This window comes from Enterobacter sp. DC1, from assembly GCF_000568075.1.
GTDB classification, from domain to species: Bacteria; Pseudomonadota; Gammaproteobacteria; order Enterobacterales; family Enterobacteriaceae; genus Enterobacter; species Enterobacter asburiae.
Genome location: NZ_AZUA01000007.1, coordinates 164,552 through 188,793 on the forward strand (window position 1 = coordinate 164,552; position 24,242 = coordinate 188,793).

At 58.6% G+C, this 24,242-nt stretch carries 25 protein-coding genes and 1 other annotated feature; of the genes, 7 read left to right on the forward strand and 18 right to left on the reverse strand.

Annotated features, from left to right (window positions below; all coding sequences use genetic code 11):
* Positions 1 to 31: 31 nt before the first annotated feature.
* From uhpT to P346_RS04010, 9 genes are all read right to left on the reverse strand, one after another.
* Complete coding sequence (uhpT, locus tag P346_RS04045; protein ID WP_023333957.1) at positions 32 to 1,423, reverse strand: hexose-6-phosphate:phosphate antiporter; 1,392 nt, start codon at positions 1,421 to 1,423, stop codon at positions 32 to 34.
* A 132-nt stretch (positions 1,424 to 1,555) separates the two neighbouring features.
* Positions 1,556 to 2,875 carry an MFS transporter gene (locus P346_RS04040; RefSeq protein ID WP_032662020.1) on the reverse strand — a complete coding sequence of 440 codons (1,320 nt, stop codon included), beginning with the start codon at positions 2,873 to 2,875 and terminating at the stop codon, positions 1,556 to 1,558.
* Positions 2,868 to 4,373 (reverse strand): signal transduction histidine-protein kinase/phosphatase UhpB, encoded by a 1,506-nt coding sequence (gene uhpB, locus P346_RS04035; RefSeq protein WP_032662022.1) that lies wholly within the window; start codon positions 4,371 to 4,373, stop codon positions 2,868 to 2,870. Before uhpB ends, P346_RS04040 begins: the two co-directional genes overlap by 8 nt.
* Entirely contained in the window at positions 4,370 to 4,963 is a 594-nt protein-coding gene (gene uhpA / locus P346_RS04030; RefSeq protein WP_022646555.1) for a transcriptional regulator UhpA, read from the reverse strand. Before uhpA ends, uhpB begins: the two co-directional genes overlap by 4 nt.
* A 125-nt stretch (positions 4,964 to 5,088) precedes the next feature.
* Positions 5,089 to 5,376 carry an acetolactate synthase small subunit gene (gene ilvN / locus P346_RS04025; RefSeq protein WP_032662024.1) on the reverse strand — a complete coding sequence of 96 codons (288 nt, stop codon included), beginning with the start codon at positions 5,374 to 5,376 and terminating at the stop codon, positions 5,089 to 5,091.
* 3 nt (positions 5,377 to 5,379) lie between these two features.
* Positions 5,380 to 7,068 carry an acetolactate synthase large subunit gene (ilvB, locus tag P346_RS04020; protein WP_032662026.1) on the reverse strand — a complete coding sequence of 563 codons (1,689 nt, stop codon included), beginning with the start codon at positions 7,066 to 7,068 and terminating at the stop codon, positions 5,380 to 5,382.
* A gap of 229 nt (positions 7,069 to 7,297) precedes the next feature.
* Entirely contained in the window at positions 7,298 to 7,396 is a 99-nt protein-coding gene (gene ivbL / locus P346_RS23345) for an ilvB operon leader peptide IvbL (RefSeq protein WP_057979964.1), read from the reverse strand.
* 147 nt (positions 7,397 to 7,543) lie between these two features.
* On the reverse strand, positions 7,544 to 7,963 hold the full coding sequence (locus P346_RS04015) for a helix-turn-helix domain-containing protein (protein WP_152537873.1): 420 nt from the start codon (positions 7,961 to 7,963) through the stop codon (positions 7,544 to 7,546).
* Entirely contained in the window at positions 7,960 to 8,274 is a 315-nt protein-coding gene (locus P346_RS04010) for a type II toxin-antitoxin system HigB family toxin (protein WP_032662028.1), read from the reverse strand. Before P346_RS04010 ends, P346_RS04015 begins: the two co-directional genes overlap by 4 nt.
* A 486-nt stretch (positions 8,275 to 8,760) precedes the next feature.
* Between P346_RS04010 and tisB the strand changes: the two genes are divergently transcribed.
* The 4 genes from tisB to emrD all read left to right on the forward strand — a co-directional run bounded on the left by tisB (position 8,761) and on the right by emrD (position 11,617).
* A complete protein-coding gene (gene tisB / locus P346_RS22750) occupies positions 8,761 to 8,850 on the forward strand; it encodes a type I toxin-antitoxin system toxin TisB (protein WP_023309830.1) in 90 nt (29 codons plus the stop codon).
* Between the two features lie 64 nt (positions 8,851 to 8,914).
* Positions 8,915 to 9,361, forward strand: coding sequence for a GNAT family N-acetyltransferase (locus P346_RS04005; RefSeq protein ID WP_032662033.1), 447 nt, complete (start codon positions 8,915 to 8,917; stop codon positions 9,359 to 9,361).
* Positions 9,362 to 9,423: 62 nt separating this feature from the next.
* Positions 9,424 to 10,257, forward strand: a complete 834-nt coding sequence (locus P346_RS04000; protein WP_032662036.1) for an EamA family transporter — start codon at positions 9,424 to 9,426, stop codon at positions 10,255 to 10,257.
* 175 nt (positions 10,258 to 10,432) lie between these two features.
* The gene (gene emrD / locus P346_RS03995) at positions 10,433 to 11,617 is read left to right on the forward strand and encodes a multidrug efflux MFS transporter EmrD (RefSeq protein ID WP_032662106.1); all 1,185 of its coding nucleotides are present in this window, start codon (positions 10,433 to 10,435) and stop codon (positions 11,615 to 11,617) included.
* Here emrD and P346_RS03990 read toward each other — a convergent pair.
* Together P346_RS03990 and dsdC are read right to left on the reverse strand one after the other, a co-directional pair.
* Complete coding sequence (locus P346_RS03990) at positions 11,520 to 12,608, reverse strand: cellulase family glycosylhydrolase (protein WP_023309826.1); 1,089 nt, start codon at positions 12,606 to 12,608, stop codon at positions 11,520 to 11,522. The genes emrD and P346_RS03990 overlap by 98 nt on opposite strands.
* An 84-nt stretch (positions 12,609 to 12,692) precedes the next feature.
* A complete protein-coding gene (gene dsdC, locus P346_RS03985) occupies positions 12,693 to 13,619 on the reverse strand; it encodes a DNA-binding transcriptional regulator DsdC (RefSeq protein WP_032662038.1) in 927 nt (308 codons plus the stop codon).
* Between the two features lie 204 nt (positions 13,620 to 13,823).
* Here dsdC and dsdX point away from each other — a divergent pair, with 204 nt between their 5' ends.
* Both dsdX and dsdA read left to right on the forward strand, forming a co-directional pair.
* Entirely contained in the window at positions 13,824 to 15,161 is a 1,338-nt protein-coding gene (gene dsdX / locus P346_RS03980) for a D-serine transporter DsdX (RefSeq protein WP_032662040.1), read from the forward strand.
* 17 nt (positions 15,162 to 15,178) lie between these two features.
* A complete protein-coding gene (gene dsdA, locus P346_RS03975; protein WP_032662041.1) occupies positions 15,179 to 16,465 on the forward strand; it encodes a D-serine ammonia-lyase in 1,287 nt (428 codons plus the stop codon).
* Positions 16,466 to 16,546: 81 nt separating this feature from the next.
* On the opposite strand, the gene P346_RS03970 is transcribed toward dsdA, so the two are convergent.
* The 4 genes from P346_RS03970 to P346_RS03955 all read right to left on the reverse strand — a co-directional run bounded on the left by P346_RS03970 (position 16,547) and on the right by P346_RS03955 (position 20,265).
* A complete protein-coding gene (locus P346_RS03970) occupies positions 16,547 to 16,894 on the reverse strand; it encodes a DUF202 domain-containing protein (RefSeq protein ID WP_032662043.1) in 348 nt (115 codons plus the stop codon).
* Complete coding sequence (locus P346_RS03965; protein WP_032662045.1) at positions 16,884 to 17,231, reverse strand: YidH family protein; 348 nt, start codon at positions 17,229 to 17,231, stop codon at positions 16,884 to 16,886. Before P346_RS03965 ends, P346_RS03970 begins: the two co-directional genes overlap by 11 nt.
* 92 nt (positions 17,232 to 17,323) lie before the next feature.
* Positions 17,324 to 18,646: a 6-phospho-alpha-glucosidase gene (locus tag P346_RS03960; protein WP_032662047.1), complete on the reverse strand. Its 1,323-nt coding sequence runs from the start codon at positions 18,644 to 18,646 to the stop codon at positions 17,324 to 17,326.
* Complete coding sequence (locus tag P346_RS03955; protein ID WP_032662049.1) at positions 18,643 to 20,265, reverse strand: alpha-glucoside-specific PTS transporter subunit IIBC; 1,623 nt, start codon at positions 20,263 to 20,265, stop codon at positions 18,643 to 18,645. Before P346_RS03955 ends, P346_RS03960 begins: the two co-directional genes overlap by 4 nt.
* A 221-nt stretch (positions 20,266 to 20,486) precedes the next feature.
* On the opposite strand from P346_RS03955, the gene P346_RS03950 reads away from it, so the two are divergent.
* Complete coding sequence (locus P346_RS03950) at positions 20,487 to 21,233, forward strand: GntR family transcriptional regulator (RefSeq protein WP_024907387.1); 747 nt, start codon at positions 20,487 to 20,489, stop codon at positions 21,231 to 21,233.
* On the opposite strand, the gene P346_RS03945 is transcribed toward P346_RS03950, so the two are convergent.
* The 3 genes from P346_RS03945 to ibpA all read right to left on the reverse strand — a co-directional run bounded on the left by P346_RS03945 (position 21,201) and on the right by ibpA (position 23,999).
* Positions 21,201 to 22,862, reverse strand: a complete 1,662-nt coding sequence (locus P346_RS03945) for a putative transporter (protein ID WP_032662051.1) — start codon at positions 22,860 to 22,862, stop codon at positions 21,201 to 21,203. The genes P346_RS03950 and P346_RS03945 overlap by 33 nt on opposite strands.
* Before the next feature lie 165 nt (positions 22,863 to 23,027).
* Positions 23,028 to 23,456: a small heat shock chaperone IbpB gene (gene ibpB / locus P346_RS03940; RefSeq protein ID WP_032662053.1), complete on the reverse strand. Its 429-nt coding sequence runs from the start codon at positions 23,454 to 23,456 to the stop codon at positions 23,028 to 23,030.
* A 132-nt stretch (positions 23,457 to 23,588) separates the two neighbouring features.
* Positions 23,589 to 23,999, reverse strand: coding sequence for a small heat shock chaperone IbpA (gene ibpA / locus P346_RS03935; RefSeq protein ID WP_008500162.1), 411 nt, complete (start codon positions 23,997 to 23,999; stop codon positions 23,589 to 23,591).
* Positions 23,993 to 24,064 (reverse strand) — a sequence feature (ROSE (Repression Of Heat Shock gene Expression) occurs in the 5'-region of heat shock genes and acts as an RNA thermometer to modulate expression.). It overlaps the preceding gene by 7 nt.
* Between the last annotated feature and the right edge of the window lie 178 nt (positions 24,065 to 24,242).

Here is a 24,242-nt window from a genome sequence, read left to right on the forward strand (position 1 = left end):
CACACACCGGGCAAAGAAGTTACCTGCACACTCAGGCTGTTTTTAATTTCTGCGCACGATTCTCACGGCGAATCTTACGTTCTTCCAGCACCGCTACCATCGCCATCAGGACGATACAGCCGATTGCTGCCGCATCCAGCGCCGCGAAGGTGCCCGCCCAGCCGGTGAGGCCGAAAATTGGCGTGCCGTCGGCGATCATTCCCAGACCCAGCTTGGCGAAGCTGTCGCCGATCAGGTACGCGAAGGTGCCTTTAATGCCATCGGCGGCGCCGATCGCTTTTTTCGGTACGAAGCCGACTGCCGCCACGCCGATCAGCAGTTGCGGACCAAATACCAGGAAGCCGAGCGCGAACAGGGACGCCAGGTAAACGTACTGGTTGCTGGCGTGCTGGTAGACGCCGAGCGTGGCGATAATCAGCGCCAGCGCGACGCAGGCCACCAGCGCGCGACGGCCGTTGGCGAGATCCGAGAGCCAGCCCCACAGCAGCGTGCCGACCAGCGCGCCCACTTCGAACAGGGTGAAGCCCTGAATCGCCACTTCTTTAGAGAGCTTCAGCTCCTGGAAAGCATAAACGGTCGACCACTGGTCGATGCCGATACGCACCACGTAGAGGAAGATGTTTGAGAAGCACAGCAGCCAGATCACTTTGTTTTTCAGCACGTACTCAACAAAGATCTGCCATTTGGACATCTCGTTTTCTTCGGTCTCTTTGTCCTCTTCGCTGATCTCCTCGCCGAACAGCTCTTCGGCTTTGCCGAGGCCGTAAGATTCCGGGGAGTCGCTGCCGTAGCGCAGGCCGATAAAGCCGACAATCAGGGCGATAATCGACGGGAAGATAAACATCCCGATTACGTGGCCGTCGAACAGGTAGTTTGCGCCAAACAGCGCCACGCCTGCCGCACCCGCCCCGCCGAGGTTGTGGGAGATGTTCCACATGCCGAGGTACGAACCACGCTTGCGGCGCGGGGTCCATTTGGTGATGGTGGAGTAGCTGCACGACCCGCCGGTACTCTGGAAGAAGCCGCTCAGGGCGTAGAAGGCGATCATCATGAACAGGCTGACGGAGCCCGCGCCCATGCTGGCGCTGAAGCCGAGCATACAGATGGCGGAGAGGATCAGCATAAACGGCAGGAACTGCTTGGTATTTTTGCCGTCCGCGTAGTAGGAAACGACGGTTTTACCCACGCCGTAGGTGATGGAGAAGCCCAGGCCAATCATCCCCAGCTGCGTCATGCTCAGCCCGTAGGTTGAGATCATGTCGTTCTGCGCGATGTTAAAGTTTTTGCGGATCAGGTACATGGTCAGGTAGCCGATGAAGACCACCAGATAGGACTGCATGAACGGTTTGAACCACATCTTGCGCCGCACGTCGAGCGGCAGATCCAGGGTCGGCTTGCGCACCTGATTTAAGAAGGCCAGCATGACTGAGTTACTCCTGAGCTGATTTTTGCAGCATTGTAAAAATCAGCCGGGAGAGATGCCTGAGACAGCGTCCAGGTAAAACCGGGAAAATTTCCTAGTTTTGCGCCACTCGGGGCGAAAAGGTGAGGCGCATCACGCTTCGCTCACCTCGCGCGGCGCCTGCGCTTTCAAAAACGGCAGCAGCAGCAGGGCGGAAATCCCCGCCGCGATAGCGATCACCGCGAAGAAACCGCTCCAGTGCCAGACGTCGATCACCCGCGCCAGCGGCCAGCCGGAGAGCGATGCGCCGAGGTAGGCAAACAGCCCGACAAAGCCCGTCGCCGCGCCCGCCGCCTCTTTGTGGGAACACTCCGCCGCCGCCATGCCGATCAGCATCTGCGGGCCAAACACGAAGAAGCCGATGGTAAAGAAGCACGCCGCCTGCATTACGTAGCTGGCGAACGGCATCAGCCACAGCGAGCCGACGGAGAGCAAAATTCCGGCGGCAAAAATCAGGTTCATCGGCCCGCGGTTGCCGTTGAACAGCTTGTCCGATCCCCAGCCCGCCACCAGCGCGCCGATAAACCCGCCCAGCTCGAACATGGTCACCGCCGAGTTGGCGGTCACCAGATCCACGCCGAGCGTCTCGGACATGTACAGGTTGCCCCAGTCGTTGATGGCCGCGCGCACCACATAGACCAGCACGTAGCAGAGCGACAGCAACCAGATGTACGGGTTTTTCAGCACGTATTTGGTGAGGATCTCCCTTCGGGTTAGCCCCGCGCCCTCCTGCTGCTGGGCAATCTCCATCTCGTCGTGCCGCCAGTCGCCCACCGGCGGCAGGCCGACGGTTTGCGGCCTGTCGCGCAGGCGCCAGCAGAGGAAAAGCCCGGCGACAATCGCGAGGCCACCGGCAATCATCATCCCCGCGCGCCAGCCGTAGTGCAGCGCCGCCGCGCCCACCACCATCGGGATCAGCGCCCCGCCGACGTTATGCGCGGTGTTCCAGATTGCCCACCAGCCGCCGCGCTCGTTGCGCGAGTACCAGGCGGTCAGCAGACGAGCGCAGACCGGCGCGCCCCAGCCCTGGAAAAAGGCGTTCAGCGCCCACAGCAGGGCAAAGGCCCACAGCGACGTCGAGAAGCCAAACAGGATATTCACTACCCCGGTCGCAATCAGCCCAACGCCCATGAAATAGCGCGCGTTGGAGCGGTCGCTGACGATGCCGGAGAAGAACTTCGACAGGCCGTAGGTGATGTAAAACAGCGTCGCCAGCAGGCCGATATCGGTGCGCGTCATCACGCCGCTGGCGAGGATTTCCGGCGCGGCGGCGTTGAAGCTTTTGCGGGTGAAGTAGAATAGCGCGTAGCCGAGCCAGATGGTAATCAGGATATGGCGACGCCAGTAGCGGTAGCGGGCGTCAATTTCCGCTTTATCGCCAATCGGCGCGGCGCTGGCAGGGGTTTTAAACATGGTAACTCCGTAGCGGCAGGCTGACGCTGACGCGCGTCCCGTGGGTGCAGGAGAGGTTCAGCGTGCCGCCCAGCGCCTTCACGCGTTCGCGCATGCCCGCCAGGCCAAAGCCCTGCTGGCCGGAGCCCGGCGGCAGGCCGCAGCCGTCGTCTTCAATTATCAGCTTCAGGCTGTCGTCCTGCTGCCAGCCCTGGATGGTAACCGCGCTGGCGCTGGCGTGCTTGACGATGTTGTTCAGCCCTTCCTGACAGACGCGGAACAGCGTCACGCGCTGGCCTTCGCTCAGGGTGGCTTCATTAATACGCCAGTCGAGATGGCTGACAATGCCGCGACTTTCCAGCTCCATCTCGCGCATCAGGGAACGCACCGCCTGCTCAAGCGACAGGTCGTCAAGCTGGCGCGGGCGCAGCCGTCCTAACAGGCGGCGAACGGAGTCATAGACACCCAGCGAAAGCTGTTCGATATGCGCCCCGCCCTGCTTCACGCTCGCGTTTTCCGCCGCCAGGCGCTGGACAATGCCTGCCTGGGTGCGGATGGCGGTAATGGTCTGGCCGATATCGTCGTGCAGCTCGCGGGCAACCTCCTGCCGCACGCTCTCTTCCGTCTCCAGCAGACGCTCCGCCAGACGGCGGTTGCGCGCCAGCTCGGTTTGCAGGGACTGGTTCAGCTCGCGCAGGCGCTGAATACCCGCGCCGAGCAGCAGCCCGGTCAGGCTCTGGGCCAGCAGGGAAAGCAGCAGATCCACCGGATGATCGTGCCAGGTCTGGCTGGCAATCAGCGCGATGGCGTTCATCAGCGTCGCTATCAGCGCCCCCTGCCAGCCGTAGTGCCAGGCCAGGGCGATGATTGGAAGCGCCAGGCAAAACGGCGTGAAGCGTGAAAGCTCGGCGGGAAGGCCAAGCTGGAGCCACAGGCTCACCACAAACAGCAGCAAATACCAGATGAGGTGCCGGGCGCGCCAGTTCACCGGTTGGGAAACCAGCGCCGGGCCGAGCGGCTGCCAGACGGTGCTGGTGAGGTAGTGCCAGATCACGAGGCAGGTTGGGGCCAGCGTCAGACCGCCGGTCAGGGTCAGCAGCAGGGCGTTGAGCATCTCCTTCTCGCCAATCCACGGAAGCGACTGCAGCAGCGCGGCGGCAATCAGCGCCGCCCCCTGACGCAGCAGCGTGCGCCAGTCGCGCTGGTGGCGGTAGCGGGAAATCAGCGCAACCGGGAGAAGCGTGAGCAGGCTTCCGGTCATCAATAAAGGCAGGTGCGCGAGGGCAACTTCCTGCGCCAGCCAGACCAGCATCAGCCACTCTGCGCCGAGTAAAACCGGCCAGTAGCCGCGCGGACACTGGAGCATTAACCCCAGACGCAGCCCGAAGGGGAACAGCAGCACCGCCAGCTCGGGGCGTTCCACCAGGTGCAGGCTGATGCTCCACAGGCAAAACCAGGCGGCGGAGAAGATAAAAAAGCTGGCGACAACGGCGATCAGCCGCGAAAAGACGGGACTCATTGCCAGCTGTCGAACATGCGGCGCGCCAGCTCGACGTCGTTGCTGACGTTAAGTTTTTCCATCAGATTGGCGCGGTGAACGTGTACGGTTTTCGGGGAAAGATCCAGCTCGGCGGCAATCTCTTTTACCGACATTCCCTGCGCGAGTTTTTCCGCAACCTGGCGCTCGCGTCTGGTGAGCGGATCCTGACGTCCGGCCGCCAGCTTGATGGCGATATCCGGCGTTAAATAGCAGCCGCCGGTGGAGACGGTGCGCACCGCGGCGATCAGTTCGTCGGGGCTACAGCGCTTGGAGAGGAAGCCGCGCGCGCCCGCATTGAGCGCCTGCTCGACCAGCGCCGGGCTGTCGTGGACCGACAGCATAATCGTCGCCATCCCTTTCGGCAGCTGGCTTAACAGCTCCAGCCCGGAGAGATCCGGCATCGAGATGTCGCAGATACAGACCTGTACTCCGCGCCCCGGCAGGCCCGCCAGCGCCTCGCGACCGGAGCCAAACTCGGCCACGACCTGGAAATCCGGTTCGAGGTTCAGAAGCTGGGCAAAGCCGGAGCGGACGATAAGGTGGTCGTCGATGAGAGCGATGGTGGTCATGGGTTGATCCTGATGCGTGAACACGCCGGATGGCGGCGTGAACGCCTTATACGGCCTACGTGTAAAGTCCTTGTAGGCCGGATAAGCACAGCGCCATCCGGCAAAAGCCTCTTACCTTAAGTGATTTACTCGAAAAACACCGCAATTTTGTTAAACATGGTGGGATCGGACTGGTTGCGCGCCACTTTAGTCACGTCTTCCAGCTTGTCGATCTGCGCCATCATCTGCTCCAGACGCTGATCGTCGTTGACCAGCAGCCAGATGCGGCTGTGCTCGCTGCCCTGAATCGGCAGACAAAGAATGCCTTCCACGTTGAACGCCCGGCGGGCAAAGAGCCCGCAGACGTGGGTCATGACGCCAGGGTGGTTGCGGACGGTGAGTTCCAGAAGGACGTTATCATGTTGTTTCTGCATGGCTTATTCTCCCACCATCTCAGTATTTGCCGCTCCCGGCGGCACCATCGGATACACTTTTTGTTCAGGGTCGATACGCACGTGGATCAGCGCCGGGCCGGGGCGAGAAATCGCCGCCTGCAGCGCCGCGTGGGCATCCTCTTCGGCGTTCAGATCGCAGGTGTGCAGGCCAAAACCGGCGGCGATCTGCATAAAGTTAATCATCCCCGGATAGGTCGCCGCAAACACGCCCTGCTTGTAGAACAGGCTCTGCTGCTGGTGCACCAGACCCAGCGCCTCGTTGTTCATCAGGATGATTTTCACGTCTAACTGGTTTTCGGCCGCGGTCGCCATTTCCTGAATGTTCATCATCAGGCTGCCGTCGCCGGAGAAGCAGATGACCTTGCGGTCCGGGTTGGCGAGTGCCGCACCCACGGCTGCGGGCAGGCCAAAGCCCATGGTTCCCAGACCGCCGGAGGTCAGCCACTGGCGCGGTCGGTTCAGCGGATAAGCCTGGGCGGTCCACATCTGATGCTGGCCGACGTCGGTGGTGATAATCGCGCTGTCGTCCACGCAGGCGGCCACGGCGTTGATCAGCCCGTAGTGGCTCAGCGGGTCGCCTTCGGTTGGGATGGCGCCCGGGAACTCGCGCTGCAGATCGGCCACCAGCTGGCGCCAGTCGGCGCGCTCGGCTGCGTCCGTCTGCGGGATCAGCTGCGCCAGCACCTCGGCCACGTCGCCCTGAATCGCCACGTGCGGCTGCTTGATTTTACCCAGCTCGGCGCGGTCGATATCCACGTGAATGATTTTGGCGTTCGGGCAGAACTGCTCGGTTTTGCCAATCGCCCGGTCATCAAAACGCGCGCCCATAACAATCAGCAAATCCGCCTCTTGCAGGATGTAGTTGGTGCTGCGCGCGCCGTGCATGCCCAGCATACCTAATGACAATGGGTGCGCTTTAGGCAGCATGCCCAACGCCATCAGGGTCATGGTGGTCGGCAGGTTGGCTTTTTCCGCAAACTGACGGATTTCATCCGCGGCGTTAATCGCTCCGCCGCCCAGATAGAGCACCGGGCGTTTGGCGGCGTTAATCATGGCGGCGGCATCGCGCACGCTCTCAGCGCTGAATTCCGGCGCTGGGGCTCGCTCGCCCGGCTCCGGCAGAACGTCTATCTCGATCTCTGCGGTCTGGACATCCTTAGGAATGTCTATCCACACCGGGCCCGGGCGGCCGGACTGTGCAATGCGGAACGCATCGCTGATAACCTGAGGCAGCTCGCTGATATCGCGAACTAAATAGTTATGTTTGGTGATGGGGATAGAGATGCCGTAGGTGTCCACTTCCTGGAACGCATCGGTGCCGATCATCGAGGACGGTACCTGGCCGGTAATGCAGATCAGCGGAATGGAGTCGAGACGCGCGTCGGCGATGGCGGTCACCAGGTTGGTTGCGCCCGGACCGCTGCAGGCCATACAGACCGCCGGTTTGCCCTGCGTACGCGCCATGCCCTGAGCAATAAAGCCTGCCCCCTGCTCGTGGCGCGCCAGCACGTGGCGGATCTGCGTGCTTTGGCTTAACGCATCGTACAGCGGCAGCACCGTGCCGCCCGGGATACCTGCAACTGTGGTGATGCCCTGCCGTTCCAGCAAATGAACGATCAGCTGCGCGCCGGTAAAACGCGTTCTGGTGGATGTTGTGCCCGAAATTGCCATGCTCCAGTCCTTTTCTTCTGGGCCGACGTTACGCGTCGTATTTCAGGTTGCAGATGCGTTGGCTGCGTTCACTCACCCCAGTCACGTACCTGTGTACGCTCCCGGGGATTCGCTCACTTGCCGCCTTCCTGCAACCCGAACTACTTAGCGTATCCGGGAGGGGTCCTAAACGAAAAACCCCGCCCGGTTTGCGCCGGCGGGGTTTTGGATTCGTGTGTTGATCCAGTCCCTACGGCGCATTGCCGACGACCACCACCACACGCACGACGACCACTGCGGCTGGTTGCGCAGTTTTTAGTAGGGTCGAAGTGAAGATGGATGAAGTCATTGGGGACCTGTGTTTGGAATCATTGATGGAATTTATACAAACACAGGTTTTCGGGCGTGACAATGGAAATATTTTCATCTGCGCAAAAATGCGTCAGGGATCACGTTTCGTTTGTTGAGTAATGACACTCAAAAAGTCAGTTTTTACTCACTCAATAAACAGCGCAGGTGAAACCCCAAACCTCGCAGCCAGCTTTTTAATATGGTTCAGAGTAAGCTGTCTCTGACCATTCAGAACCCGTGAAACCATTGATTTACTCCCAATTTCATCCTGAAAATCCGATATCGTCAGGTTGTACTGATCCATCAAGGTTCTTAAAACCGCAATACCGACGGGAACGGACTCCATCTCCTTGCGTAATGCGACTATCTCTGGCCGACTGGCTTCGTAACGGCTAATCCTGGCGCACACAATATCCAGCAAGGGGCTATCGGGCTCGTTCATAAGGAGATACTCAACCAGCTCAAGCGCATCCTTATAATCTTTCTCGCTCGGCTGTTCACCCAGTAAAGGAACGGCCGCAACAAGGGCATGCGTAGCTTTCATTGCATCAGCGACGATCATCATTTCTTCCCCTTAGTGCGATGTTTCTCCGTAAAACGGTCATATTCCTTATGAGTAAAAACATGGCGCACATAAAACTTTTGGCTTTCAAAGAATATGAGAGCCACTACTCTAAGATTGTTGTTTGCAATATCAATAACATAATGCTTATCCAGATACTTAAAGTTATCCAGCGTCGGAAACAGTTTTTTCAGCGCAGCAGGTGTCGGGCAATGGCTCTTTTCGATGGTACGACCCAAAAAAAGGAGTTCTTCCTTATGCTGCGGAAACTGGGTTACCGCATCCAAAATAGCTTTCATAGAAATTAAGTGCATACTGCATGCCTGCCGCGTCCGTTGCCATTATGGCAATGATGACATCCATTGCCAATAAGTCAACAGGCCTGTTTTTATGGGCAGATCAGAAAACAAAAAACCCCGCCTAAGCGAGGTTTTTATCAGGGTTTTGCGGTTGGTCGCCGCAGAACACACTGTGTTACGTCAACGCAAAAAGTATACGCGATCGAAGACGAACGCGCAATTCCGGCACGGATTTTGACGTTTTTGAGTATGGATCGCCTTCCTGATTTTGTCCAAAAAATACTGTTCATGCATACAGTATTTATCTATACTGAGGGTGTTCGCAGTGAGCGAGGGGGCCGCAGTTTTACCGGCGCAACGAAGTCCTGGCTGAAACGGGTGGTGCCGTCAGTGCCTTAACCCCTGAAGTGAGCACACTGTGTTACGTCAATCCAGGTGCTGGCAACAGGCGGCGGAAAGGTACGCCAGCATCGTGCTCCTTTTAACCAAAAGGAGACGCGTATGAGCGTAGTGGATATGGTGATACTTATCCTCAAACTCATTGTTGCAGTACTGCAACTGCTTGATGCTGTCCTGAAATTCCTTCGGTAATTCAGGTTCAAGTCGCACCTGAGAGGGGCGGGCAACCGCCCCTCTTTAATAACGAGGGAATGCTATGTCGCGTCTGTTAATTGAGCCTGTCACACCGGATGAACCGGGGTATATCGCCCTGAAGGCTGAAAGTATCGCACTGAATTTCAACATGCTGCGCAGGCTGGAAGAGAACTGGCAGCGTGGTGAGAACCGATTTAACGCGCCGGGTGAAAAGCTGCTGGGTGCGTTTCTCAACGGCAGGCTGGTCGGCGTGTGCGGCCTCAACCGCGATCCGTTCAGCCAGCAGCCGCGCGCCGGACGCATTCGCCATCTTTACGTCAGCGATAAGTGCCGCGGGCTGGGGATTGGCAAACAGCTTTTAACCGTGGTGATGGCCGATGCCAGCATCTGGTTTGATTTCCTGAATACCCACGCGCCGGAGAGCGCGTACGGCTTCTATCGCCAGGCGGGTTTTACGCTGGTCTCGGACGAACCGCGGGTGACGCACCGCCTTTTTTGTGCCGTGTAGCCTGCTGGCAGCATCAGGGTGTGAATGTTACAGTTGAGTGACAATTCACCACCCGATACGCTATGACCATCACCGTTTTTTGCATTTTGCTCTTCGCCGCGCTGCTGCATGCCAGCTGGAACGCCATCGTTAAGGCCGGAACGGACAAGCTCTATTCCGCCATAAGCGTCAGCGGATCCGCCACGGTTATCGCTCTGGTCTTACTGCCGTTTTCCCCACAGCCTTCTGCTGCAAGCTGGCCGTTTTTGATCGTCTCCTGCGCCTTACAGGTGGTGTACACCGTGCTGGTAGCGAAGACCTATCAGGTTTCCGATATGAGCCAGACCTATCCGCTGATGCGCGGCACCGCCCCGCTGCTGGTGGCGCTGATCGGCGTGCTGGCGCTCGGCGATCGTCTCTCCTGGCTCGCATGGTCCGGTATCGGAGTAATTTGCCTGTCGATTCTGGCTATGGCGATGCATGGCCGCATACAGTCACGCAAAGGGATCGGGCTGGCGCTGCTGAACGCCTGCTTTATTGCCGGGTATACGCTGGTGGACGGCACCGGCGTGCGTCTGTCGGACACCGCGCTGGGCTATACGCTGTGGACCTTCCTTATGAACGGCTTCTGCCTGTTGAGTTGGGCGATGGTGGTGCGTCGGCGCGAGGCGTCCGGCTATCTGCGCCTGCACTGGAAAAAGGGGTTACTCGGCGGCGTTGGCACCATGGGCTCTTACGGTCTGGCGCTTTGGGCAATGACGCAGGCACCGCTGGCGGTGGTCGCGGCGCTGCGTGAAACCTCCATACTCTTTGGGGCGCTGATCGCGTTTGTCCTTTTAAAAGAGAAGGTTGCGGGCCTGCGCATCGCGGCGGCGCTGGGTATTGCCGGCGGCGCCATTCTGCTGCGCATGGCGTAAATCACTGGCAACATTAGTTGCCGATCTTGTTTACAAATCCTGCCTTTCCCGGTTTTTTCATTCACTACGACAATGCTTAAATTGTCATCTCTCTGTGGTAGATTCCTCGCGCATTTATGGGAATGCGCAGTCACTTATTCTTCATTTTTCTCTTTTGGCAAAAGTATTCAGCGACATGAAAAAACAAAGGAACGTTAACTTATTGTTGATGCTGGTGTTACTGGTGGCCGTCGGTCAGATGGCGCAAACCATCTACATTCCGGCGATTGCCGACATGGCAAAGGAATTGAACGTCCGCGAGGGCGCAGTGCAGAGCGTAATGGCAGCCTACCTGCTGACCTATGGCGTTTCGCAGCTCTTCTACGGCCCGCTGTCCGACCGCGTCGGGCGTCGCCCGGTGATCCTGGTGGGCATGAGCATTTTCATGGTGGCGACGGTGATTGCTATTACCACGCACAGCCTGACCGTACTGATTGCCGCCAGCGCCCTGCAGGGCGTCGGGACCGGCGTCGGCGGGGTGATGGCGCGTACCTTACCGCGCGATATGTATCAGGGCACCCAGCTCCGTCATGCCAACAGCCTGTTGAACATGGGTATTCTGGTCAGCCCGCTTCTCGCCCCGCTGATTGGCGGCCTGCTGGACACGATGTGGTCCTGGCGCGCCTGCTACGCCTTCCTGCTGGTGCTGTGCATCATCGTCACCTTTAGCATGGCGCGCTGGATGCCGGAAACGCGCCCGCAGGACGCGCCGCGCACGAAGCTCATTACCAGCTATAAAACGCTGTTCGGTAACGGCTCGTTTACCTGCTATCTGCTGATGCTGATCGGCGGCCTGGCGGGCATTGCGGTGTTTGAAGCCTGCTCCGGCGTGCTGCTGGGCGCGGGGCTGGGTCTGAGCAGCATGGTGGTGAGTATTCTGTTTATTCTGCCGATCCCGGCGGCGTTCTTCGGCGCGTGGTTTGCCGGACGCCCGAACAAACGCTTCTCCACCCTGATGTGGCAGTCGGTGATCAGCTGTCTGCTGGCGGGTCTGATGATGTGGATCCCGGGACTGTTTGACGTGATGTCGGTCTGGACGCTGCTCATCCCGGCAGCGCTGTTCTTCTTCGGCGCGGGGATGCTGTTCCCGCTGGCGACCAGCGGCGCGATGGAGCCGTTCCCGTTCCTCGCTGGCACGGCTGGCGCGCTGGTGGGCGGTTTGCAGAATATCGGCTCCGGCGCGCTGGCCTGGCTCTCGGCGATGATGCCGCAGACCGGGCAGGCTAGTTTGGGCCTGCTGATGACGCTGATGGGGCTGCTGATTTTACTGTGCTGGCTGCCGCTGGCGTCGCGTGTTCCGCATCACGAGCAGCCGGTTTAACCGCATGATGGCCCGGCTTCTCGCCGGGCTTTTCACAGACGGGCGCAATCATCGCCTGCAACAACGGCTCCGGCGCGGGCCGCCAGGCCCCCTCTTCCCCGTCGTAAAACTGGAAATCCGCATTCAGCGCATACGGGATTTTCGCCTTTTGCAGCTCGCAGGCCATAAAGGTGGAGAACGCCATTTGCGAAGCGGTTGGCGTGAGGTGGTTTGACTCTCCCACGCCCCAGCCCCCGACCCAGCTAACGTGCCCGGTTTTTTGCTGCCAGCGCAGCGCGGTATTGATGCGATTATGGATAGCCGCTTTCTCCGCCGCCGTGCCGGATGTCCACGGGTATTTACCGCTATTTTTCAGCGGCCCCCACGGGAAAATATGCCACTCCGCCAGCAGGTAGTTTTGGCTGTGCGCAGGCAGCTTCAGGCTGGATAAATCCTCCGGCGCGGCGCGCAGGCGTGGCGCAACAAAGATCATGCGCTGCGGGTCCATGTCGTGGATCGCTTTAATGGTTTTTTCATACACGCGGTTTAGCGACGCGAGGTTGTGGTTAAGCTTGTCGGCGGGCTCATAAATAAGATCAAAGCCCAGCAGAGGGTAGCTCTGACCGAAATAGTGCGCCACGGCAATCCACCAGTTAATCGTCTCTTTCTCGTTATCGGCTTTCGGGTCGTTTTTATACTCATCAGCCTGATAAGCGATTATCGGGATCACGCCATACTGTTCGCAGGCTTCTACCAGCTTGCGCAGATGGATAAGCCGCGCTTCCGTCGGCTCATCGGCGACGCGAATGCGCACGTGGGTAATGCCTTTTGCACGAAAATCGCGTACCACCAGCGGGTCGAATTCGCGTATGCCGCGCTCGGTGCGCGCCCAGTCCACATCCATCCCGACGCCGAGCTGCTGCGCATAACGGGCAGCCGTCAGCGGCGGCTCAGCGGCAATCGCCCAGCCGGAAGAGATCAGTAATGCACAGGCAATAAAAGGCTTTAACACGGTTTACCCTGGATAAATCGAAAGCATTACCTGTATTTAGCACGCTTTTTCACATTTGGTGTAGAGCGAAAGCGTAATAATTCTTCAACCTGCCAGCTCTCTCAGCCAGCCGATAAAGGCGTCTATTTTCGGCCACTGCCGGCCAGAAAGCGTCGAGATATAGTAGTGCTGATGGCATTTCAGGGTCTTTTCACCAAACGGGGCGATAAGATCGCCCCGCTCAAGCCGTTTCTGCACCAGCCGCTTTCTGCCCATCGCGACGCCGACGTGGTTGATGGCCGCAATAATCGCTAAATCGGAACGATCGAAACCAATGCCCGACGATGGCGGCATATTCACCGCAAAGTGTTGCGCCCAGCTCAGCCACTCATCCGTACCGGAATCGTTGCTCCAGGCCTGACGGTCGTGCAGCAGCGTGCAGTGGCTGAGGTTATCGGGATTTTTCAGCAGTTCATGCTCGCGGGCATACTGCGGCGAGCAGACGGGCAAAATCTCTTCGTCCATCAGGAAGTGATGAGAAAGGTGGTTTGGCGGCGTATCGTCGAAATAGAGCGCCAGATCGACGCCCGTTCGCTGCATATTGACATAATCATTGCCGGTCAGAATGGTGAGTGAAATCGACGGATAGCGGCGGGTAAAGTCCCCCAACATGGGCACCAGCCAGCACTGGGCGATCGACGGCCGGGAGTAGACCGTCAGCGTGCCGGTGAGCGCCTGGTTTTTGATATCCAGGATCTCCTGATTGAGGGTATCGAGGGACGATTTCAGCGTCCAGTAAACGCGCTTTCCCTCCTGCGTCAGCTCAACTTTACGGTGCGAGCGGACAAACAGCTGAATACCCAGCTCCTCTTCCAGCAGATTGATGCGGTGGCTCACCGCGCTGGGGCTGAGCGACAGCTCCTCCGCCGCCAGGGCGAAGGACTCATGCCGGGCGGCCACTTCAAAGGTGTACATTTTCGACAGCTGCCAGCCGTTTAACAGCCGGTTTCTGGCTTCATTTGCATCGGTCATCACAATTCTCACGCGGGGTTTATGCGCTCAGCATACCGCTCAAGGGTGAATTTATGTGAACCTAATAAGAATTAAGTGCGCTTTTTAGAGCATAGTCACTCAGTTGATCCAATCTGGCTCACCTGAACGCTAATTTATATCGTTTGTCAGCCCACGCCGTTTTTTCGTCCAATACCCACAGATGACATAAGGGTGAGGTGAGATATGGGATCTCAGGTCTGGGTTGTGGCAACGCTGCTGGTCAGCATTGTGTTGATTGTTTTAACCATCGTTAAGCTGAAGTTTCACCCGTTCCTCGCGCTGCTGCTGGCGAGCTTTTTCGTCGGCGCGATGATGGGGATGAGCCCGCTGGATATGGTGAACGCCATCGAGAGCGGAATTGGCGGTACGCTGGGCTTCCTGGCGGCGGTGATTGGTCTGGGCACCATTCTCGGCAAGATGATGGAAGTCTCCGGCGCGGCAGAGCGCATCGGAATCGCGTTGCAGCGCTGCCGCTGGCTGTCGGCGGACGTGATTATGGTGCTGGTGGGCCTTATCTGCGGGATCACGCTGTTCGTGGAAGTGGGCGTGGTACTGCTCATCCCGCTGGCGTTTTCCATCGCCAAAAAGACCCACACGTCGCTGCTCAAGCTGGCCATTCCGCTCTGTACCGCGCTGATGGCGGTGCACTGCGTGGTGCCTCCGCATCCGGCCGCGCTGTTTGTGACCAATAAATTAGGCGCGGACGTCGGAACGGTCATTGTCTACGGTTTGATGGTGGGCCTGATGGCCTCGCTGGTCGGCGGCCCGCTGTTCCTGAAACTGCTCGGCAACCGTCTGCCGTTTAAACCGGTTCCGGCGGAATTTTCAGACCTGAAGGTGCGGGAAGAGCACACCCTGCCGTCGCTGGGCGCCACGCTGTTCACGGTGCTGCTGCCGATTGCCCTGATGCTGGTGAAAACCATCGCCGAGCTGAATATGGCAAAAGAAGGCACGCTGTATACGCTGCTGGAGTTTATCGGCAACCCGATCACCGCCATGTTTATCGCCGTGTTTGTCGCCTACTACCTGCTGGGGATCCGCCAGCATATGGGCATGGGTACAATGCTGACGCACACCGAGCACGGCTTCGGCTCTATCGCCAACATTTTGCTGATTATCGGCGCGGGCGGCGCGTTTAACGCCATCCTGAAAACCAGCGGACTGGCGGACTCGCTGGCGCATATTCTCTCGAACCTGCACATGCACCCGATTCTGCTGGCCTGGCTGGTGGCGCTGGTGCTGCACGCCGCAGTGGGCTCGGCAACGGTAGCGATGATGGGTGCCACGGCGATCGTCGCGCCGATGCTGCCGCTCTACCCAAACGTGAGCCCGGAGATCATCACCATTGCCATCGGTTCCGGCGCCATTGGCTGCACGATCGTGACCGATTCCCTCTTCTGGCTGGTGAAGCAATACTGCGGCGCGACCCTGAATGAGACCTTCAAATACTATACGACGGCGACGTTTATCGCCTCGGTGCTTGCACTTGGCGGCACATTCCTGCTTTCCTTCATTATCTGAGCGCGAAGAGACGTATTATGGAAAACGCAACTATCACTACTTTAACCGCACAGTTTCCTCTGGTTGAGGATCTGATTGCCCTGAAAGAAACCACCTGGCTTAACCCGCGTACCACCACGCTTGCCGAAGGGTTGCCGTACGTCGGGTTGACCAAAGCCGACGTGGACGACGCGCACGCTCGCCTCAACCGCTTCGCGCCGTATCTGGCGAAAGCCTTCCCGGAAACGGCGGCAACGGGCGGGATTATCGAATCCGAACTGGTCGCCATTCCGGCGATGCAAAAGCGGCTGGAGAAAGAGTCCGGCAAGGCCATTCCCGGCACGCTGCTGCTTAAAAAAGACAGCCATCTGCCGATTTCCGGCTCGATTAAAGCGCGCGGCGGCATCTATGAGGTGCTGACCCATGCGGAAAAACTGGCGCTGGAAGCCGGGTTGCTGAGTATTGAAGACGACTACAGCATTCTGCTGGAGCCGCGCTTTAAGGACTTCTTCAGCCAGTACAGCATTGCGGTAGGCTCAACCGGCAACCTCGGGATGTCCATCGGCATTATGAGCGCACGCATCGGCTTTAAGGTGACGGTACATATGTCCGCCGACGCCCGCGAGTGGAAGAAAGCTAAACTGCGCAGCCACGGCGTCATCGTCGTGGAATATGAGCAGGATTACGGCGTGGCGGTGGAGCAGGGACGAAAAGCGGCGGAAAGCGATCCGAACTGTTTCTTCATTGACGATGAAAATTCCCGCACCTTATTCCTGGGCTATGCCGTTGCAGGCGAGCGCCTGAAGGCGCAGTTTGCCGAACAGGGCCGCGTGGTGGATGCGGACCATCCTCTGTACGTCTACCTGCCGTGCGGCGTCGGCGGCGGCCCCGGCGGCGTAGCGTTTGGCCTGAAGCTGGCCTTTGGCGATAACGTCCACTGCTTCTTCGCGGAGCCAACGCACTCCCCGTGCATGCTGCTGGGCGTCTACACCGGCCTGCACGATGAGATCGCGGTGCAGGACCTGGGCATTGATAACGTCACGGCGGCGGACGGTCTGGCGGTAGGACGCGCCTCCGGCTTCGTGGGCCGCGCGATGGAGCGCCTGCTTGACGGGTTCTATACGCTCTCCGATCAGAGCATGTACGACATGCTCGGCTGGCTGGCGCAGGAGGAAGGGATCCGCCTGGAACCGTCGGCGCTGGCGGGCATGGCCGGGCCGCTGCGCGTGCCTTCAGATGCCAACGTTACCCACCTGGTGTGGGCGACCGGCGGCGGGATGGTGCCGGAAGACGAGATGGCGAAGTATCTGGCGAAAGGGAAGTAATTATGCCGGGTGGCGGCTACGCCTTACCCGGCCTACGTTCGCGGCAGCTGTAGGCCCGGTAAGGCGTAGCCGCCACCGGGCTTACAGGCTCACAATTTGCTGAATGTGAGTAACTGCAAAGAGTAAAGACAGAGACAGCACAGCCAGCGCGATCAGGAACTTATCCCGCACCGCTTTCGGCTGGACAAAATCATTCTGCGCCACGTCCATCAGGTTACGGCTGCGGGTATAGCGCCATAAAATGATGGCCACCAGCGCCAGCACAACCAGCGAAACCCAGAATGGCACCCCCGTGCGGTGCCAGTTGTGCTTAATCGCCAGGGCAATCAGCGCGCCATACCCCAGCAGCGTGCGCAGCCAGGCGAGTGACGTCCGCTCAGGCTGCAGGCCGGGGTCCGCTTCGCGTCGCGCTTTGCGGCTATCCGCCATAGAACACCAGCACCATCACCACGCCCGCCACCGCCAGCAGAATCGTGCTGATGATGAGTAACCCACGCGTGTAGGGCAGATCCTGCTTCAGACGCATCGCCTTCTCATTGCGCAGCCAGCGCAGATAGCCGTAAATCGCCAGCACGCCCGCGAACAGGCACAGCAGCAGTGCCAGCACTTCGCGAATCAGCGGAGTGGCGAAATCGGGCGCGAGCTGATCGAGACCCACCCCTGCGGCAAGAAAGCCCAGCGCGGTGCGGATCCACGCTAAAAAAGTGCGTTCATTAGCCAGAGAGAAGCGGTAGTCCGGCGCTTCGCCGAGGCGGGAAATTTTCATGAGGGTTCCTTGTCGTGCTTCGGGCAGGCTTCAGCATAGCGTAAATCGACAAGGACAAGGAGACCGGCATCGGGCGATGCCGGTCAGGACGATTAGTGCAGCTCTGGCCAGTAGTCCTTATTGGCCTCGATCAGGTCATCCAGAATCGCTTTCGCGACGGACGCGCTCGGCACGGTTTTCGACAGGGTGATCGCCTGCCAGAGTTTCTGATACGAGCGCTGCTCCCAGGCATCCACCACCAGTTTTTCTACCGCCACCTGCTGGCTCATCAGCCCTTTCTGGAAGTGCGGAATATCGCCCACCGTAAGCGGCTCCGGCCCGTTATGGCCCACCAGGCACGGGATCTCCACCATCGCGTCGGCATCAAAGTTATGGATGGCCCCGTTGTTTGGCACAATCAGCAGCATCCGCTCCTGGGTGTTGAAGGCAATGGCCGTAGCCAGATCGACGATGTACGACGCATGTTCGTCGATTTCCAGCTCACCGGCGGCGGAGTGACCGGCTTCGATAATCGCCCGGCAGGCGCTGAACACGTGCTTCTCACGGTGATCCATCACTTCATTGGCGCGGGTACGTTCCGGATTGGAGTGCGCGACCACGTAGTCCGGGAACAGGTAATACTTCAGGTAGGTGTTCGGCATGGTGTCCGGATCCAGCGCCTGCACGTCTTTTGCTTTGGCAAAGGTATCGTTCCAGCTCGCTTCGGTATGCGCATCTTCTGAAGGCGGAACATAGCCCTTTTTCGCCACGTATTCGCGCAGTTTCGGCATCAGATCGTTGCCGTTCAGATCTTCAATCGACGTCCACCAGCCGAAGTGGTTCAGGCCGTAGTAGCGCACGCGCATCTCTTTGCGGTCCTTCAGGCCGACAATCTGCGCCATGCGCCCTTCAATGCCGATCGGCATATCGCAGATGTTGAGGATTTTGGCGTTCGGACGCAGGCGGCGCGTGGCTTCCGCGACAATCGCCGCCGGGTTGGAGTAGTTCAGCATCCACGCGTTCGGGGAGTACTGCTCCATATAATCCACCAGCTCCAGCACGCCGCCGATAGAGCGCATGCCGTAGGAAATCCCGCCCGGGCCGCAGGTTTCCTGGCCCAGCACGCCGTGGCGCAGCGGGATTTTTTCATCTTTTTCACGCATCGGGTATTTGCCCACGCGGATATGCGCCATCACAAAATCCACATCGGTAAACGCCGCTTTAGGATCGGTGGTGTAGCTGAATTCAATCTCCGGGGCTTGTTCCATAAGGATGATTTTGCACGCTTCGGCGATGGTCTCCTGACGCGCGCCGTCGTTGTCATAGAACTTCAGGGCGCGCAGCGGGAAACGGTCACGGTTGGCTAACAGCATCAGGACGATGCCAGGCGTAAAGGTGCTGCCGCCGCCTGCAATGACAACTGAGAATTTTTTCATGATATAGCCTCTGTCAGGGTGGTTTGTTCATTTGTTAAAGGAGTTTTCATCAGCGATTCCAGCTGGTCGCGCACCTGAGGAACGTGCAGGCCGACAATCACCTGAATGCCGTTGCCGCGTCGCACCACGCCGTGGGCGCCGAGGGCTTTGAAGACGTCATCGCTTTGGGTTTTCGCCATATCCACCAGCGCAATGCGCAAGCGGGTGGCGCAGTTGTTGATGCTTTCGATGTTGGCCGCGCCGCCGAGCGCCTGCAGGAACCCGGCAGCCTGCCCAACCTGCTGGCTGGCCGCTGCCGGGGCGGTGGTTTGCCCCCGCGCCGCTTTATAGTCGGCCTTGCTGTAGAGCTTGATTTCGCTCTCTTCCCGGCCGGGGGTTTTCAGGTTCAGACGTTCGATCAGCGTTTTGAAGACCACGAAGTAAATCCCGGTGAAGCAGATGCCGATGCCAATCTGGGTGAATACCGTCGAGGCGTGGTTATGGAACATCGGGATCCAGTTTTGCGGCAGGAACTGGTCCAGCAGCCCGCCGCCCATGTTCCCGACCACGCCGAAGGCGTACATCACCGTTGCCATAGTCGCCGCCAGCACCGCGTGCACGGCAAACAGCAGCGGCGAGATAAACAGGAAGGTGAATTCGAGGGGTTCAGTAATGCCCACCAGCACGGCGGTGAGCGTGGCCGGGACCAGCAGGCCCGCAACCTTGACGCGGTTTTCCGGCGACGCGGTGTACCAGATAGCGAACGCAATCCCGACCGAGCCAAACACTTTTGAGTTGCCGTGCAGCGCGAATCCGCCTTCCGGGAAGAGGGTTTTCAGCGGCAGGGTGCTCTGGCTGAATTCCTGCAGGTGCTGCGCCCAGTAGACCTGAATCCCGCCCTCCACCGCCGCCGGGCCGAAGATGAACGGACCGTAGACGAAGTGGTGCAATCCGGTTGGGATCAGAATGCGTTCCAGGAAGGTATACACCCACACGCCCAGCGCACCGGCGGAGCGCAGGAACGCCTGCAGGGACTCAATGCCCATCTGCACTTTTGGCCAGCCCAGCAGCGTCAGCCAGGCGCAGGGGATCATGACGAAGAACGCGAGGATAACGACAAACGAGCTGCCCTGGAAAATCCCCAGAAAGACCGGCAGCGGCTTGTCGAAGTAGCGGTTGTGGATGCCGGTGACGATGCCTGAAATCACGATGGCCCCGATGATGCTGGTATCGAGCGTTTTGATCCCGGCAATCATCGCCAGCCCGCTACCGGCCGTCGGTTCGGCGGAGAAGTCGACGCCAAAGAAGTGGCCCCAGGTCATCCCCATCGCGTTAATGAAGTAGTTCCAGGTCAGGAAGCTAATCAGCACCGCCAGACAGGCGCGGCCCTGCGCCTGTTTCGCCAGGCCAATCGGCAGACCGACGGCAAAAATCAGCGGCATATTGCGAAACACCGCCCAGCCGCCCTCTTCAATGATGTGAACGATCTGCGCGAAAAGATGATCGGGGGCCGTTAAGGCTTCGCCGACAAACAGCGGGTTGCGAAGCATGATGGCGATTCCCACCACAATCCCGGCGAACGGAAACAGCAACACCGGGGTAAACATGGCACCGCCAAAACGTTGTATTTGACTGAGCATTTTTAAATCCTCATGAAACAACCTGTAGGGGTAGAGGCCTTTATGGTTTTTTGCTGGCCTGAGGTGAGCATAAGAACTTACTGATGCGCGAACATGGCGTGCCGCTGCGATTCGTGATCGCATTCATGGTTTTATTTTGACCAATCAGGTCTACTTTTTGCGGTAAATATGGACATGCCAGGACGCAATCCACGTCCTGGTAAGGGCAGAGAGGTCTACTGGTGATCTACAAATCAATCGCCGACAGGTTACGGCTGCGGCTGAATTCGTCGGACTACAACATCGGCAGCCCGCTGCCCGGCGAAAAAGCGCTGGCGCAGGAGTTCGGCGTGGCGCGAATGACCATTCGCAAGGCGCTGGATCTGCTGGTGAGCTGGGGGCTGGTTGAGCGGCGGCACGGCAGCGGAACCTTTGTCTCACGCAAAGACGTTCACCACGAAACCACCAACCTGACCGGGCTGGTCGAGGTGCTGCGTCAGCAGGGAAAAGAGGTGCAGAGCAAGGTCTTACAGTTTGAAGTAATGCCCGCCCCGCCCGCCATTGCCAGCCAGCTGCGGATTCAGGTGGATGAGCGGATCTACTTTTCCCGACGGGTGCGCTACGTGGACGGGAAGCCGCTGATGCTGGAGGACAGCTTTATGCCGGTGAAGCTGTTCCGCAATCTGTCGCTGGCGCATCTTGAGGGGTCTAAGTTTGATTACATCGAGAAGGAGTGCGGGATCACCATCAGCGGCAACTACGAGAGCCTGACGCCGGTGCTGGCAGATAAAACGCTGGCCGGTTATATGAACCTGCCGGAACAGACGCCGCTGCTGCGAATTACGTCTCTCTCCTACAGCGACAGCGGCGAGTTCCTCAATTATTCCGTGATGTTCCGAAATACCAGCGATTACCAGGTGGACTACCATCTGCGGCGCATCCACCCGGACGATCTGCTAGCTCATCCCCCAGAACAGCACCGCCAGTAGCTGCGGGGTGATGATGCGCAGGAACATCACCAGCGGATAGACGGTAGCATAGGAGAGCGCGGCCGCCCCGCTGGTGGCGTGCAGGTTGTTGGCAAAGGCCAGCGCTGGCGGATCGGTCATGGAGCCCGCCAGCATCCCGCACAGCGTCAGGTAGTTCATTTTGGCGAACATCCGCGCCAGTATTCCCACCGTCAGCAGCGGGATCGCCGTGATAAAGATGCCGTAACCGACCCAACTCATCCCTTCGCCCTTGACCAGGGTATCGACAAAATCCCCGCCGGATTTCAGGCCGACCACCGCCAGGAACAGCACGATACCCAGCTCGCGCAGCGCCAGGTTGGCGCTCGGCGGCATAAACCAGTAGAGCTTCCCGATACAGCCGATACGCCCGAGGATCAGCGCCATAATCAGCGGCCCGCCCGCCAGGCCCAGCTTGAGCGCCACCGGGAAGCCCGGCACGTACACAGGAATAGAACCGAGCAGCACGCCAAGCCCGATACCGATAAACACTGGCAGCATCTGCACCTGCTGCAGCTTTTGCTGGGCGTTACCCACCATATCCGCCACGGCGTCGATGGACGACGGGCGCCCGACCAGGTTGAGGATATCCCCGAACTGCAGGCTGGCTTCCGGGCTGGCGACCAACTCGACGCCTGCACGGTTAAGGCGAGAGATCACCACGTCATAGCGCTCTTTTACCTGCAGATCGCGTATTTTTTTGCCCAGAACGTGCTCGTTAGTCACCACAACGCGTTCCACGCGCATATCGGTGCCGCGGGTTGAGAGCGAGGTATCCACTTCCTGGCCAATCACCAGCCGCGCGTTGTTTAAATCTCCGGGCTGGCCGACCAGGTGCAGCAGATCGCCCTGCTGAATGACGGTGCCGGGCGCGGGAACCATCAGCATATCGTCACGCTTAAGGCGGGAGCAGATGATATTGGCGCTGTTCAGGATCGGCACGTCCTGAATCGCCATATTGTTCAGGTTGGGGTTATCGACCCGAATGTTGATGGTTTTGATCGGCATATGGCCGTTGGTGAGCGTGGTTTCGTGGTCCTTCGCCTCTTTGTCGACGTTAATGCGAAACAGGACGCGTACCAGCCACATGGAGAGCAGAATGCCGCAAATCCCAAACGGATAGGCCATGGCGTAGCTCATCCCCATCTGGTCGACAATGCCGGGTTCGATACCCAAATCGCGCAGGATTTGCTGCCCGGCACCGAGCGCGGGCGTGTTGGTGACCGCCCCGGAGAAAATCCCCAGCACCACGGGCAGCGGGATATCGAAGATTTTGTGCAGAATTGCGGTGACCAGCCCGCCCATTACCACAATGCCGAGGGCAAACAGGTTGAGCCGCAATCCGGAAACCCGAAGTGAGGCGAAAAAGCCCGGCCCCACCTGAATACCGATGGTATAAACGAAGAGGATCAGGCCGAACTCCTGAGTAAAGTGGAGCATTTCGGCGCTGAGGACCAGCCCGAGCTTGTCGGCGAAGTGCCCGACAAAAATGCCGCCAAACAGTACCCCGCCTATCCCAAACCCGACGCCACGGATTTTGATATTACCTATCCACAGGCCAACAACAGCGACCAGGGCCAACACGCTGACGGTTAACGCGATATCACTCATGACCCACTTCCTTATCATAACCTTAGTTATGCTAAGGATTCTCTCAGAGCCGGGGGCAGTTGTATGGGCGATGGCGCACAAAAAAGCCCTGCCGGGGCAGGGCTTTATCTTTTCACCCTCTCCCTGTGGGGGAGGGACGGGGTGAGGGCATCAGCCCGCACACTATTAACTATTTAACGCCGGCCGCTCGCTAATGGCGATACGCTGCGGCGCGATGGCTTCCGGCACGTTGCGGATCAGGTCAATATGCAGCAGCCCGTTGGTAAACGTTGCGCCGGACACCTCCATATGGTCTGCCAGGGTAAAGCTCAGGCTAAACGGCTGATTAACCAGCCCCTGATGCAGCCATTTGGTCTCGGTCTCTTGTTTTTCCGGCGTACCTTTCACGGTCAGGCGCGTGCCTTCAAGCTGGATGTCCAGATCGTCCTGGCGGAAACCGGCCAGCGCAAGGGTGATGCGATAGTGGTTATCGTCGCTTTTTTCGATGTTGTACGGCGGAAACGTCTGTTGCTCGGTGGTGCTTTGCAGGGCGTTGGCCAGTTTGTCAAAACCAATCCACTGACGCAGCAGGGGGGATAAATCATAGTTACGCATACTAAATCTCCTTCTGAGAAGCGAGTTCGGCACAGTTTTTGTGCGCAGTTGTTCCTGCAAATCCTGATGGATTCGCATATGCTCCCGTTACGGCAAGCAAGTCCGGGTGGGCCGCTCACGCGACCCGCGTAATTAGTTAATTTCGATACGGCGCGGTTTTTTCTCTTCCGGAATCACACGTTCCAGTTCGATAAACAGCAGGCCGTTGACCAGGTTCGCGCCTTTAACGTGAATGTTCTCGGCTAACTGGAACTTGCGTTCAAAGTTGCGCTCGGCGATGCCCTGATAAAGGTAGGTACGTTCTTTCTGCTCGGCCGTATGGGAACCTTTCACCACCAGCAGGTTGTCCTGAGCGGTGATCTCCAGTTCGTTTTCTGCAAAACCAGCGACGGCAATGGCGATGCGGTAGTGGTTTTCGTCAACCAGCTCAACATTGTATGGAGGGTAGCCGTTGCTCTGGCTTTGGTTATTTTCTAAATGGTTAAACAGGCGGTCAAAACCAATTGCAGAACGGTATAGCGGAGAAAGATCGAAGTTACGCATAAATAAAACTCCTGAAATCAGCGAGAAATTGTAGCCTTCCACCATGGACAGGCCTTTGCGCCCCCGAACACCCATCAGGCGAGTTCGTTATCGGGCCACATTCTTAAAATGGGTCTGCTATCGGGCTTTTCAAGAACGACAGCTGCACTTTTTTTTGCACTTTCCTGCATCTCGCTTAGACTGGGACAACAGCACAAAGGGTTAAATTGCGATGGCTGCCACAGTGCGGGGTTATAGGGCTAT